The following is a 13,182-nucleotide window of genomic DNA, read 5'->3' on the forward strand; positions in this document are numbered from 1 at the left end:
AAAGGGCATTTGCAGCAGACCCTTTTCTTTTTCTTTGCATTTTTACGCTTCTGCACTTGATTCCAGTCTTTTTTGTTCTTCAAGCTGTGCTTTTATCGTTTTTCTTAATGACCGTTCAACATCTGCCTGTTCGCCGTTTATCGTTTTTGCGAGGATGCGGATTACGACATTGGATGAATCAAAGGACTGCACGCCAAGAACACTCGGGCCCTCGATGATATTCTGAGACTGTGCTTCAGCAACTCTGCTGCATGCTTCCTGCAGAAGCTTTATGAGAGGCTCTACTTCCTTATCGGCAGGAAAAGAAATATCAACTAACGCACTCATATTGCCTCTAGAATGATTGCTTAAGCTGGTTATCTGCCGGTTGGGAAGATAATGGAGAGTTCCGTCCATGCCGCGGATGATGGTGGTTTTAAGTCCGAGCTGTTCAACGACTCCTGAAAAAGTGCCTATTGTTACGTAATCCCCTACATCAAGCTGGCGTTCCAATAATAGAAAAAATCCAGTTACAACATCACTGACAAGTCCCTGTGCCCCAAAACCAACAGCAAGCCCGACAACACCGGCTCCTGCCAAGATAGAGGTTGCAGGAATCCCGAGAACCTGAAAAATGGTAACAAGGAGCACAAAGACAAGAATATAGCTTATGACGTTGCCTGAAAGGCTTTCGAGGGTTTTGGACCGTCCTGGAGACACCTTTTCGCGAGTGCGGATTCTTGAAAAACTGGTTTTGATTATTCTTCTTGAAAGTGACCTGACAATCAGATAAATGAAATAGATAATGAGGATTTTTAAAAAAATCATGCCGCCTTTTATGAATAAATCGTTCCAGTAACTGATATCCTGGACGTCATTAGGGAGCGTGAATTCATGCAGTTTCATGTAATCTTCCTTTCTGTGTTCGTCAGTTAAAGCACTTCATTATATTCCCCAATATGTTCATGATAAACTTTCTTGAGACATTCCTATTTTAACTGAAAATGAAAAAAACTTCATCGCTTTAGCCGCCATTTACCTATTTATATCTTACGCTGCTCTGCTTATAAAACTTGGTTATAGCAGGAAGGAATCAGAAAACAGCATAAAGGAAATGATAGTGGAAGCGGGAGTTATTATTAATAATTACTCTTTATCTAAAATCGTTTTAATTGACGGCAAGAATGAGCTTGTCTATAATGGATTTTGTGCAGAAAAAATGAGAATATAATGTTGCATTCTCATTTAATTACTTAATTGGAGGGATTATTATGCCAGAACGCATGGTAGGAAAACAGGCTCCGCGCTTTGAACTGGATGCTGTTATGCCTAATAAAGAGTTTGGAAAAGTAAGCCTTGAAGAAAATATGAAAAACGATAAATGGACAGTTTTATTTTTCTATCCAATGGACTTTACATTCGTATGTCCAACAGAAATTACTGCTATGTCTGATCGCTTTGACGAGTTCGAAGATTTGGACGCTGAAGTAATTGGTGTTTCTACTGACACTATTCATACTCATCTTGCATGGATTAACACTGACCGTACAGAAAACGGACTTGGCGATCTTAAATATGCCCTGGCTGCTGACACTAACCACCAGCTTTCCCGTGAATACGGCGTGCTGATTGAAGAAGAAGGCGTTGCACTTCGCGGCTTGTTCATCATTAACCCTGAAGGCGAGCTCCAATATCAAGTAGTCAACCATAACAATATTGGCCGTGATGTAGATGAAACACTTCGCGTGCTTCAAGCTCTGCAGACTGGCGGATTATGCCCAGCCAACTGGAGACCTGGACAAAAAACACTTTAATTTATTTGCAGGGCCTAACTTTGCAGTTAGGCCTTTTTAGATAGGCATCATCTTGATAGTGCTTTTATTCAAACAAGTGGAGGTGCATTGTTTTGAAATTGCGCGAATTAATGCCGGAATTAAGCGGCGCAACAGCGTGGGTGAACAATGAGGTAACTAAGGAAGATCTTGTAGGCAATAAACCGACTCTGATCCATTTTTGGTCTGTAAGCTGCCATTTATGCAAAGAAGCGATGCCGCAGGTCAATCAGTTTAGAGACGAATTCAAGGATAAGCTGAATGTAGTGGCAGTTCATATGCCGCGATCAGAAAAAGACCTGGATCTTGAAGAAATTAAAGAGGTTGCCAAAGAGCATGGCATTACCCAGCCTATTTATGTGGACAGTGAACTAAAACTGAATGATGCATTTGAAAATCAATATGTTCCTGCTTATTATGTGTTTGATAAAGAAGGCAAGCTGCGTCATTTTCAGGCAGGCGGAAGCGGAATGAAAATGCTCGAAAAACGTGTAAACCGCGTATTGGATGAAAATGAAAAAACAGTTTAACTTAAAGATAGACTAAACCCCGTCTCATCGACAGATGAGGGTTTAGTCTTTTTTTTTGCTCTTTTTTAAAGATTAAAGTATTTGAGTTCTGTTAGGCGATGCCATTGTTAAACGGGTTGATTGGAGTCAAGGGGCGAGGCTCATGCGGGCGGGGCATGTTAGACCCCGCAGGTGAGCATGTCTCACCGTCACTCCAGCCACATGGAAAGCAGCCGCCCATAGCTGCAAAGTATATGAAAACAGTCTTTTTTATACACCCAAATCATATTTGACTCTTGGACAATTTAGGGGATAGTTTATTTTATTCGAATTTTAAAAAAATAAAAAATATTATTAAAAATAGCTGGAAATTTATTTCGAAACTCGATATATTTAGTAAGGTGTCTGTTTATAAAAATACATATTTTGATTTTTTTGGAACTAGAAAGGGGAAGTGAAAATTGGAGACTTTTAAAAAACTAAAAGATTTTTATTGGCCATACAAAAAATATTTTTTTGTCTCCCTTGCTTTTTTGCTGATCATTACGGGAGTTACCGTTGTTTATCCGGTTTTTCTGCAGCTGACCATTGATAAAGTTGTAAATGAGAAGAAATATTATATGGTTCCATATCTTTCACTGGGGTTTGTAGCCATCATGGTCATCAAAGGCGGAGCCACCTTTGTTAATCAGTATACAGGTGATTTATTCGGGATTCATTCGGTTTATAAGCTGAGAAATTCTCTATATGAAAAACTGCAGTACCTGCCGTTTCGCTATTATGATAATGCAAAGACGGGAGATTTGATGTCGAGGCTGACAGCAGATGTTGAGGGCTTCCGGTTTTTCCTTTCTTACGGCTTTTCAGAGCTCATACGCTTTATATTGATGGTTTTGATTTGCTGCGGAGTTATGTTTTACTATTCTGTTCCTCTTACATTTGTGACGCTTAGCACACTTCCATTTTTGGCGGCAGCCGTATACAAATTTGATAAAGCCGTGCATCCGGCTTTCAGGAAAATCAGAAAGTCATTCGGAAAATTGAATACCAATGTACAGGAAAACATCAGCGGTATCAATACGGTAAAATCACTTTCGAGAGAAGACTTTGAAATCGGGAAATTTAACAGCTCCAACGGGGAATATAAGCAAAACAGTCTGCTTACTTCTGGAATATGGGCGAAGTATTTTCCAGTGATGGAGCTTTTGGGAAACATCTCAGTAGTAGCTTTGCTTTCTTATGGAGGTTATCTTGTTATCCATGGCACCTTGACTCCAGGAGAACTTGTTGCCTTCTACAGCCTGGTCTGGTTTATTATTTGGCCGATTGTGAACCTTGGCTTTGTTGTGAATATGTTTTCCCAGTCTAAGGCATCCGGAGAAAGACTGCTGGAGATACTTGAGGAAACACAGCATATTGAGGAAAGAGAAGATGCCATTGAAATGGAGCGGCTACTTGGCTCAATAGAATTCCAGAATGTCAGCCTTCAATATACCGAAGATGATGAAGAAGCCCTGTATGATATTTCCTTTAAAGCAGAACCGGGCAAGGTAATAGGCCTGATCGGTGCCACTGGCAGCGGGAAAACTTCAATCACACAGCTGATTACACGATTTTATATACCGACAGACGGAAGTATTCTGATTGATGGAAAAGACATTAGGGATTATTCACTCCAAACCCTTAGAAAGAATATCGGATTTGTCATGCAGGAATCCTTCCTTTTTTCTTCAACCATCAAATCAAATATAGCCTATGGTAAACCGGAAGCATCCATGGAAGAAATCATCGATGCCGCAAAAAGGGCACAGGCACATGAATTCATTATGGAACTTCCTGATCAGTATGATACCCTTCTCGGGGAGAGGGGGATGGGGCTGTCTGGCGGTCAGAAACAGAGAATTGCCATCGCCAGAGCCATCTGTATAAATCCAAGCATACTCATACTTGATGATGCAACAAGCGCTGTTGATATGGAAACCGAATACAAAATACAAAATGCTTTCAGTGAAGTCATGAGAGGAAGGACGACATTTATCATTGCACACCGTATTTCTTCCTTAAAGCATGCAGATGAGATACTGGTCCTGGAAAATGGAAAAGTCGCTGAAAGAGGCACCCATGATGAATTAATAAAGTCCCATGGAGCATATGGGAGAATATATGATATTCAATTCAAAGACAGAGATTTGATACTGCAATCATAATGGATTGAATAGATAGGAGGTTGAATATGAAACAGGCAAAATCTAAAAGAACTTCATCAGAGCGTTTTCAGTACTCTAATGACCAAGTCATTGAGAAACCCTTTAATTGGAAACAAATGCTTAGATTATTCAGTTATATGAAGCCGTACAGCAAGAAGCTTCTGCCTCTGGCCATTTTTTCCGTCTTGCTGACAACAGCGATAAAGCTAGTTATTCCAGCTCTTATTGGAGTGTATACACTTGGAGGGGCCATAAAGGAAAAAAACACGAACCATCTTTTCATGTATATCGGTATTATTGCCTGTTTGTATCTTATTGCATATGCTGCAAATATTTTTCGGATAAAGTGGATGAACGAGCTTGGGCAAAATGTTATTTATGATTTAAGGAAGGATTTATTCACACATGTGCAGAGCCTATCGCATCGTTTTTTTGATCAGCGCTCTGCAGGGTCAATCCTGGTGAGAATCATGAATGATATTAACTCTCTTCAGGAGCTGTTTACAAACGGGGTCATTAATCTTTTGATGGATATGGTTTTGCTTGCGGGCATTATTGTTATTTTATTTACATTAAGTCCTTCGTTGACACTGGCCATCATGATCATTCTGCCTATTATGTTCTTTATTTCAACCAGTCTCCGCAAAAAAATCAGGAGAAGCTGGCAGCTGGTCCGTTTAAAACAGTCGAAATTGAATTCCCATTTAAATGAAAGCATACAGGGAATCAGGATTACACAGTCATTCACCCAAGAAAAAGAGAACATGAACTTTTTTGACGGGATCAATGCAGAAAACTTTGAGAGCTGGAGTAGCGCTGCCAGAAAAAATGCAGTATTCAGGCCTCTAGTTGAAGCTACAAATGCACTTGGGACAGCTGTATTAATTTGGTATGGATCACATCTAATCCGGGGGAGCTCCCTGTCACTTGGCGAATTTGTTTCCTTCTCATTTTATCTGGGAATGTTTTGGGATCCCATTTCGCGAATGGGGCAGGTATATAACCAGCTGCTGGTCGGGATGGCTTCTTCAGAAAGGATTTTTGAATATTTAGATGAAAAGCCTTTAATTGATGAGCATCCTGATTCTGTTAAACATGATGATATGAAAGGCCATATCATTTTTGATTCGGTAGAATTTGCCTATAACGGCGCCCGAAAAGCATTAAAGGGGATTTCACTCGAGATGGAAGCTGGAAGCACTGTAGCGCTTGTAGGCCATACAGGATCCGGAAAAACCACGATTGCAAATTTGATCAGCCGCTTTTATGATCCGACCGCAGGAGAAGTTAAAATAGACGGTATTGATTTAAAAAACATGTCCCTAACAAGCCTTAGGGGAAATATCAGCATTGTGCTGCAGGATACATTTATCTTTTCGGGTACCATTATGGAAAACATTCGTTTTGGACGCCCTGACGCAACCGACGAAGAAGTGAAAAATGCAGCCCGGGCTGTTGGAGCCGATATATTCATCCAATCTTTGCCGAATGGATATGAAACAGAGGTAGAGGAGAGGGGGAATATCCTGTCTGTAGGGGAAAGGCAGCTTCTTTCCTTTTCTCGGGCCCTTCTTGCAGATCCTAAGATTCTGATTCTCGATGAGGCAACTGCGAGCATTGATACTGAAACGGAAATGAAAATACAAGAAGCACTTAAAACCCTGCTTAAGGGAAGAACCTCAATCATCATCGCACACAGATTATCAACTATTAGGGAAGCGAATAAAATATTCGTGCTGAACCATGGAGAAATCCTGGAGGAAGGCAGCCATGAAGAACTGATGAACCTAAAGGGAGAATATTATCATCTTGTTAAAGCGCAGTTCAATATGCAGCAAGCTGTATAAAAAGGATAATGAAAGAAAAGCGGTCAGCAATCTACTTCCATCTGGAAGGAGAAGCTGGCTTTTTTTGAATATTAATATGGTACAATTTTTTCGTCCCTGCTAGAAAAAAAACAATGTGATAAACTAGAGTAATACAAGCGCATGACTGGCCATGAAGGCAGGGCAGCAGGGTACATACATTTTCCTGCATGGCGCCTGTCAAGACATACTGGGTCATAAGGAGAGCCTTCGGGAGGGATGTTTCTGCATGAAGGCGGAATTTGATGATGTGTTCAGGAGGAATTTTAGTGAAAAAGGAATTTGCTGTAATTGGTTTAGGGAGATTTGGGGGAAGTATAGTCAGGACATTGGCTGAAGAAGGCATGGAGGTCCTGGCCATAGATACAAATGAAGAAAGGGTCAATGAATTTGCCCTGGTGGCTTCCCATGCGGTAATCGGTGATTCGACAGATGAAAATGTTCTGAAAAGCCTTGGCATCCGGAACTTCGATCATGTTATCGTAGCGATTGGGGATAATATTCAATCCAGTATTCTTACAACTCTCATGCTAAAGGAATTGGGAGTGGAAAATATAACAGTCAAAGCTCAAAATGATTACCACGAAAGAGTACTGCTGAAAATAGGTGCTGATCGTGTTGTACACCCTGAGCGGGATATGGGAAGAAGAATTGCCCATAATATTGTTTCAAACAATGTCCTGGATTATTTAGAGCTGTCTGATGAGCATTCTATTGCTGAGATTGCAGCCAGCGGTAAAATGACAGGAAAATCTGTTATTGATTTAGATATTCGTGCAAGGTTTGGCATCAACATTGTCGCTATTAAAAGAGGGAAGGAAATCATTGTTTCTCCGCTTGCCACTGATATCTTTCAAAATGGGGATATCCTCATCGTCATTGGTGCAGACGATGATATCAGCAGGTTTGAAAGAAAAGTCATTCAATGATTGTGCACAAAAAAACCGTTCCTTAGGAACGGTTTTTTTAATGGCTATTATACTTCCATGATAATCGGCAGGATCATCGGGCGGCGTTTTGTTTTCTCATAAAGGAACGGTGAAAGTGTATCAGTGATTTCATTCTTGATTTCTGACCACTGATTAGTCTTTCTTTCCATCACTTTATTGAGATGCTTTGTGATTAGGGACTGGGCATCACTTATCAGATCACCGGATTCTCTCATATAAACAAAGCCTCTTGAAATAATGTCCGGTCCTGCAGAGATTTTGAATTCTTTCATATTAATGCTGACGACCACTACGACAAGACCTTCTTCAGATAAGATGCGGCGGTCGCGCAAAACGATATTGCCTATATCGCCAATGCCGCTTCCATCAATATAGACAGAGCCTGAAGGGATTTTGCCGGCAACCTGGGCAGTATTTTCACTGAGTGCCAGCACTTCGCCATTATCCATGATAAAGCAATTTTCAGCAGGAACTCCGCAGTCAATCGCATGCTGGCTATGAAGTTTCTGCATCCGGTATTCACCGTGAATCGGCATAAAGAATTTTGGTTTCATTAAACGAATCATTAATTTCTGTTCTTCCTGTCCGCCGTGTCCAGAAGTATGGATATTGTTAAGCGGTCCGGAAATGACTTCAGCACCAGCGCGGTAAAGCATGTTGATTGTTCTGGAAACGCTGATATTGTTGCCTGGTATAGGAGAAGATGAAAATACAACAGTATCCCCAGGAATAATCTGAATCTGGCGATGTGTTCCGTTTGCTATCCTCGAAAGGGCGGCCATAGGTTCTCCCTGGCTTCCTGTACACAAGATCGCAACCTTATTGGCAGGCATTCTGTTAAGCTGGTGAGTATCAATGAAAGTATCCTTAGGTGCACTGATATATCCCAGTTCAAGCCCTATATTGATGGCTGCTTCCATGCTCCGGCCGAAAACAGCAACCTTCCGCCCGTTTGCTACAGCAGCTTCTGTAACCTGCTGCAGACGGTGGATGTTTGAAGCGAATGTTGCAAAAATGATTCTTCCGTCAACCTTCCGGAAAATATCATCAATGCTCTCGCCGACGCGTCTTTCAGACATGGTAAAGTGAGGGACTTCACTATTCGTACTGTCTGAAAGCAGGCAAAGAACTCCGTCTCTTCCGATTTCAGCCATTTTTGTCAAATTGGCAGGCTCGCCGACTGGAGTGAAATCGAATTTGAAGTCGCCTGTGTGGACAATTTGCCCAGGCGGTGTTTTTACTACAATTCCATAAGAATCAGGAATGCTGTGTGTTGTGCGGAAAAACGTTACAGATGTTTTTCTGAACTTGATTACATCATCTTCCTGGATTTCAATTAATTTTGTCTGGCGCAGCAGTCCATGTTCTTCAAGCTTATTCCGAAGAAGTCCCAAAGCCAATTTCCCGCCATAAACAGGGACGTTCAGCTGTTTAAGGAAGTAAGGAATCCCGCCGATATGATCTTCATGGCCATGTGTGATGAAAAGGCCTTTGATTTTATCTTCATTTTTAACTAAGTAGCTGTAATCAGGAATAACATAATCGATGCCAAGAAGTTCGTCTTCAGGAAATTTTATTCCCGCATCGATGATGATGATTTCATCCTGGAATTGTACAGCGTAAGTGTTTTTACCGATTTCTCCCAGTCCGCCTAAAGCGAAGACGGCTGTTTGATCATTTTTTACAAATTTCATAAATTATCCTAGCTCCAATACTTTAAAATCTTCATTATGTTCTTTTTCATAATCATAATAAGCGCCTTGTACTGCTTGAACGAATTCAATATTATATGGTTCTGATTTGAGTTTTAAACGGACATCCCGTTCCGACTCGCCTTCCACATAAATTGTTTTTGTATTTTCCCGCACCGGGACTTCTGTTGCATTTACTTGGTAGTAAACTTTAAAAGTCATCGAATCTCTCTCCTATTCTTTTTTAATTGCTTTTTTCATTATATATAAAAACAACAATTTTTTCATGTTTTACAACATCATGCTAAAATTCATAGAGCCTTCTTTAAACCAGTATTTGCTTTTTGGTTTTTGAAGCCTATTATGTACATAATTATAATTGATAAAACCTGTATAAAAAGAATTATACCAACAGTTCATCCAGAAACCAAACCTTATCGGTCATTTTCCTCAAGACAGTACGCTTCCAGGAGGAATATGTAAGGATATTCATTTGAATTTTCATATAGAAGAAGCCCTGCCTGAATTGTGGGAGGGCCATTTGCCCGTTCTGGATTCCATATGCCAGATCAGGCGGGAGAAGAATCATTGCACGATATGAACATCAGGCAATTGATTTTTTTCTTATTAGATCATTCCATTGTTTAAGCAGTTTTTTTCGCAGCCTTTTTAACAAGGTGATCACGCTCCCCTTATCTATTATTGTAAAGGAATATTGGATAATGTAAATATATCTTTCTGCACAAAACGTAAAATACCGAAAGTCTGTTCTGCGCTAATGAACATATCCTTTAGTCAGTCACTTCCTTTAGTATGCGAAAAAACCTTAAGAACTTGCAGTTTGAAGTCTGGGAATTGCTTACATAAATCTCCCTGAAAATTTACCCCTGTTTTCTTGACTTATTTCCTAAAGTGAGTATTAAATGGGAACATATCAATAAATTATAATGAATGCTGTACTGAAAAGAATGGATGTGGAACCTGATGAAAATTGTTTTTTTTGATATAGATGGTACGCTGCTTGATCATGAGAAATCACTCCCCGCATCGGCAAAAAAGGCTATTAAAACCCTTCAGGAAAATGGAGTGTTTGTCGCCATTTCAACTGGGAGAGCTCCTTTTATGTTTAAAGCCTTAAGGGAGGAGCTGGGTATTGATACATTTGTCAGTTTTAATGGGCAATATGTTGTTTTTGAGAATAATGTTATCTACCAAAATCCTTTATCACCTGAAGAAGTAGAAAAGTTAAAAAACCATGCAGGCAAACAGGATACTGCTTTTGTATTCATGAATGAGCAGACAATGAAGTCAACTGTTCAAAATAATGGCAGAGTGAAAGAGGCAATGGGGACACTTAAATTCCCTCATCCCGAACAGGATGCAGATTTTTATAAAGATAAAGAAATATATCAGTCTTTATTGTTTTGCTCAGAAGAAGAAGAACATCAATACATAGGCCATTATGATAAATTCAGATTCATCAGATGGCATGAATTATGCTTGGATGTGCTGCCCGCAGGCGGATCTAAAGCAGAGGGAATCAAAATACTCATGGACAAAATAGGATTCGAACTGGATGATGTATATGCGTTCGGGGATGGTCTGAATGATATTGAAATGCTTCAGGCTGTCGGCCATGGAGTTGCGATGGGAAATGCTCTTGAAGAAGTAAAGAAGCATGCAGATTTTGTAACAAAAGATGTGGATGATGATGGCATCCTTTATGGATTGAAGCATCTGAAGCTGATATAAACTATGTGGGGCAATTGAAGGACGCACGGTCTGCAATTGCCTGCCTATAGCAAAGTGCGATTGCACTTAATTAGGTTAGATATAAAAAGTAAGAGGCCGGCAGTGAGCCGATTTGCACTGCCAGCCTCTTATTCAGCGTTCAATTGGAACAGCACCGGATTCGATTTCAAATGGATCTTTCTCATTGATATGATCATAAAACATGATACCATTAAGGTGATCGATTTCATGCTGAAATACGATAGCCGGCAGTCCTCTTAGCCGCAGTTTTACTTCTTCTCCATCCATTTTCGTTCCTTTGATTGTTACCCTGGAATGGCGCGGGACAAAGCCGGGAACGACGCGGTCAACCGAAAGGCATCCCTCGCCAGCTGTCAGGTAAGATTTTTCTAAAGAGTGGCTGATGATTTTTGGATTAAAGAGAGCGTGGCTGAACAGATTTCCTTTCTTATCCCGGACATGTACGGCTATCATTTTCTTTGTAATGTTAATCTGCGGTGCTGCCAGCCCGATTCCTGGCCTCAGTCCGTATTTTTCAGCCATTTCCGGATCCTGGCTGTTTTGGACATATTCCATTAAACTCTTCAGGATATTTTTATCCTCTTCTGATGCTGGTAAAGAAACATCCTTTGCAGGCAGTCTCAATGAAGGATGGCCCTCCCTGACGATATCTTTCATGGTAATCACGATTTTCACCTCTATTTATATGTATAATAAAAGTCTATCAAAAATGTCCTGAAAAGGTAAATGCACATTTTAAAAGCAGCCTTAAATAAAGAGGGCTTGCTGAACGCTCGCCCTCAGTGCAATTCATGTACAACAAATACAAATCACTTGTTTTAGTTTCTTGTAGAAAAGGGTAAAGGAATATTGGAGTGATGAATGTGAGCACTTTTTGCCTTATATAGTATTTATTAATTACATAAGCACGCACCGACAATGATAAGCAAAATGAACAGGACGATAATTAAGGCAAAGCCTTTTCCAAAACCGCAGCCCCCTGCAGGAATTGCCGGATAGCAAGGGGAATAGCTGTAAGAAGGAATCGGTGTGCAGCATTCGCTTCCATAACCTCCATAATACATAGGTGAAACCTCCGCTTTATCTTTTTTTATCATCCACCTGGAATGATTTACTACAGCCTATGCGGTTCGCAGGGTTTGGTGCAGGAGATTTTCCTCATGCACACTGGAAACGATTAGGAGACTTTCTGGAGAGCAGTATGAAAAACCTTTAGGCAAAAGCAGGCGGCACTCCTTTGCCTGTTCAGGAAAAAAACGAATACTTAGAAAAATGGGGGTTCTACTAGTGTTAAAGTATCTTAACGTATTGTTCATCATCGGACTGACAGCAGGTTTATCCGGGTGTTTTGGAAGTTCATCGCCTGAAGAGCAAATTCAGGAAACGCTGCAAAAAACCGTCAACCAAGAGAAGGCATTTGAAAAACAGCAAAAACCGATCACTGAACTTGAAAAACAGGAAAATGCCTATTATCAGCAAATTATCAAATTGGGGATGCCTCAGTACGATCAGATTGTTTCCTTATCCGACAAAGCGATTGAGAATATTAAAAAACGTGAACAGCTGGTTGAAAAAGAGCGGAAGAGCATCCTTTCATCGCAGGATGAATTCAAAAAAATGGACGGCGAAATCAGCGACATTGATAAAAACGATGTGAAAAAAACCGCAGTAAACATGCAAAAGACGATGGATCAGCGCTATAAGGCCCATGAAAAGCTATACCATCTTTACAAACAGAGCCTAGCAGACAATAAGGAACTGTATCAGCTTTTTAAGAAAAAGGATCTGAAGATGGATGAACTGCAGACCCAGATTGATAAAATTAATCAGTCCTATGACAAGGTGATGGCCGAGAACAAACATTTCAATAGCCTTACAGATCAATACAATAAAGAAAAAAAGTCTTTTTATAAACAGGCTGAATTAAAAAGTGAATCAAAATAAAAAAACTGGTGCAGCGGCCAGTTTTTTTTTAGGCTTTTTCCTATAGATTGTTTTTAATGTGTTCTGTGAGGTAATCCAGTGTTAACCGGGGTTGATTGAAGGAGCATCCTGGAGCAGAAATCAGCCACCATGTTCCATATCAGCAAAGTATAAAAAAATAGCCTCTTATTAACAGGCTCTTTGTTTAGGCTAAGTCAAATACAGGTGTTTTCGTGAATAGGGCAATGCTGAATTTGTTCGCTCTAGAATAAAACATAGCAAAAATGCTCAAGTTTGGATGCGAACGAATATATACACCGAATAGCTTATTTTTCTATTCATGCCACATTAGATGCAGGCTATAGTGCATTTGTAATTTCTTCATTTTGCTGAATGGAGGCTGAAGTCCCTAACAAAAATCCGCAGGCCAAATTAACAGAGCAGCCTTTGTTT

Annotated in this window: 12 protein-coding genes; 7 read left to right on the forward strand and 5 right to left on the reverse strand. The window is 40.3% G+C overall.

Annotation, left to right across the window (positions count from 1 at the left end; genetic code table 11):
* Window positions 1-42: 42 nt before the first annotated feature.
* Complete coding sequence (locus ACN6MY_RS09245) at window positions 43-885, reverse strand: mechanosensitive ion channel family protein (protein WP_419883684.1); 843 nt, start codon at window positions 883-885, stop codon at window positions 43-45.
* A 365-nt stretch (window positions 886-1,250) separates the two neighbouring features.
* On the opposite strand from ACN6MY_RS09245, the gene ACN6MY_RS09250 reads away from it, so the two are divergent.
* From ACN6MY_RS09250 to ACN6MY_RS09270, 5 genes are all read left to right on the forward strand, one after another.
* A complete protein-coding gene (locus tag ACN6MY_RS09250; RefSeq protein ID WP_071351699.1) occupies window positions 1,251-1,793 on the forward strand; it encodes a peroxiredoxin in 543 nt (180 codons plus the stop codon).
* A gap of 92 nt (window positions 1,794-1,885) precedes the next feature.
* Complete coding sequence (locus tag ACN6MY_RS09255; RefSeq protein ID WP_419883685.1) at window positions 1,886-2,341, forward strand: TlpA disulfide reductase family protein; 456 nt, start codon at window positions 1,886-1,888, stop codon at window positions 2,339-2,341.
* Between the two features lie 440 nt (window positions 2,342-2,781).
* Window positions 2,782-4,527: an ABC transporter ATP-binding protein gene (locus ACN6MY_RS09260; protein ID WP_419883686.1), complete on the forward strand. Its 1,746-nt coding sequence runs from the start codon at window positions 2,782-2,784 to the stop codon at window positions 4,525-4,527.
* Between the two features lie 26 nt (window positions 4,528-4,553).
* Complete coding sequence (locus tag ACN6MY_RS09265) at window positions 4,554-6,374, forward strand: ABC transporter ATP-binding protein (protein WP_419883687.1); 1,821 nt, start codon at window positions 4,554-4,556, stop codon at window positions 6,372-6,374.
* Window positions 6,375-6,661: 287 nt separating this feature from the next.
* Window positions 6,662-7,321 (forward strand): potassium channel family protein, encoded by a 660-nt coding sequence (locus ACN6MY_RS09270; protein WP_419883688.1) that lies wholly within the window; start codon window positions 6,662-6,664, stop codon window positions 7,319-7,321.
* 47 nt (window positions 7,322-7,368) lie between these two features.
* On the opposite strand, the gene rnjA is transcribed toward ACN6MY_RS09270, so the two are convergent.
* Window positions 7,369-9,036 carry a ribonuclease J1 gene (rnjA, locus tag ACN6MY_RS09275; protein ID WP_071351695.1) on the reverse strand — a complete coding sequence of 556 codons (1,668 nt, stop codon included), beginning with the start codon at window positions 9,034-9,036 and terminating at the stop codon, window positions 7,369-7,371.
* Between the two features lie 3 nt (window positions 9,037-9,039).
* A complete protein-coding gene (locus tag ACN6MY_RS09280; protein ID WP_419883689.1) occupies window positions 9,040-9,255 on the reverse strand; it encodes a DNA-dependent RNA polymerase subunit epsilon in 216 nt (71 codons plus the stop codon).
* Between the two features lie 762 nt (window positions 9,256-10,017).
* Here ACN6MY_RS09280 and ACN6MY_RS09285 point away from each other — a divergent pair.
* The gene (locus ACN6MY_RS09285; RefSeq protein WP_419883690.1) at window positions 10,018-10,785 is read left to right on the forward strand and encodes a Cof-type HAD-IIB family hydrolase; all 768 of its coding nucleotides are present in this window, start codon (window positions 10,018-10,020) and stop codon (window positions 10,783-10,785) included.
* 132 nt (window positions 10,786-10,917) lie between these two features.
* Here ACN6MY_RS09285 and def read toward each other — a convergent pair whose 3' ends face one another.
* Both def and ACN6MY_RS09295 read right to left on the reverse strand, forming a co-directional pair.
* A complete protein-coding gene (def, locus tag ACN6MY_RS09290) occupies window positions 10,918-11,472 on the reverse strand; it encodes a peptide deformylase (RefSeq protein WP_419883691.1) in 555 nt (184 codons plus the stop codon).
* Between the two features lie 227 nt (window positions 11,473-11,699).
* Window positions 11,700-11,870 carry a YjcZ family sporulation protein gene (locus tag ACN6MY_RS09295; RefSeq protein ID WP_419883692.1) on the reverse strand — a complete coding sequence of 57 codons (171 nt, stop codon included), beginning with the start codon at window positions 11,868-11,870 and terminating at the stop codon, window positions 11,700-11,702.
* A 223-nt stretch (window positions 11,871-12,093) separates the two neighbouring features.
* Here ACN6MY_RS09295 and ACN6MY_RS09300 point away from each other — a divergent pair, with 223 nt between their 5' ends.
* Window positions 12,094-12,750: a YkyA family protein gene (locus tag ACN6MY_RS09300; protein WP_419883693.1), complete on the forward strand. Its 657-nt coding sequence runs from the start codon at window positions 12,094-12,096 to the stop codon at window positions 12,748-12,750.
* Window positions 12,751-13,182: the final 432 nt, after the last annotated feature.

The organism is Peribacillus sp. B-H-3 (genome assembly GCF_048572925.1).
Taxonomy (GTDB): domain Bacteria; phylum Bacillota; class Bacilli; order Bacillales; family DSM-1321; genus Peribacillus.

Bases quoted from the DNA above. Each gene is read 5' to 3' on its own strand.
- ACN6MY_RS09245 (WP_419883684.1), bottom strand. From the start codon at position 885: ATGAAACTGCATGAATTCACGCTCCCTAATGACGTCCAGGATATCAGT.
- ACN6MY_RS09250 (WP_071351699.1), top strand. From the start codon at position 1,251: ATGCCAGAACGCATGGTAGGAAAACAGGCTCCGCGCTTTGAACTGGAT.
- ACN6MY_RS09265 (WP_419883687.1), top strand. From the start codon at position 4,554: ATGAAACAGGCAAAATCTAAAAGAACTTCATCAGAGCGTTTTCAGTAC.
- rnjA (WP_071351695.1), bottom strand. From the start codon at position 9,036: ATGAAATTTGTAAAAAATGATCAAACAGCCGTCTTCGCTTTAGGCGGA.
- ACN6MY_RS09280 (WP_419883689.1), bottom strand. From the start codon at position 9,255: ATGACTTTTAAAGTTTACTACCAAGTAAATGCAACAGAAGTCCCGGTG.
- ACN6MY_RS09285 (WP_419883690.1), top strand. From the start codon at position 10,018: ATGAAAATTGTTTTTTTTGATATAGATGGTACGCTGCTTGATCATGAG.
- ACN6MY_RS09295 (WP_419883692.1), bottom strand. From the start codon at position 11,870: ATGTATTATGGAGGTTATGGAAGCGAATGCTGCACACCGATTCCTTCT.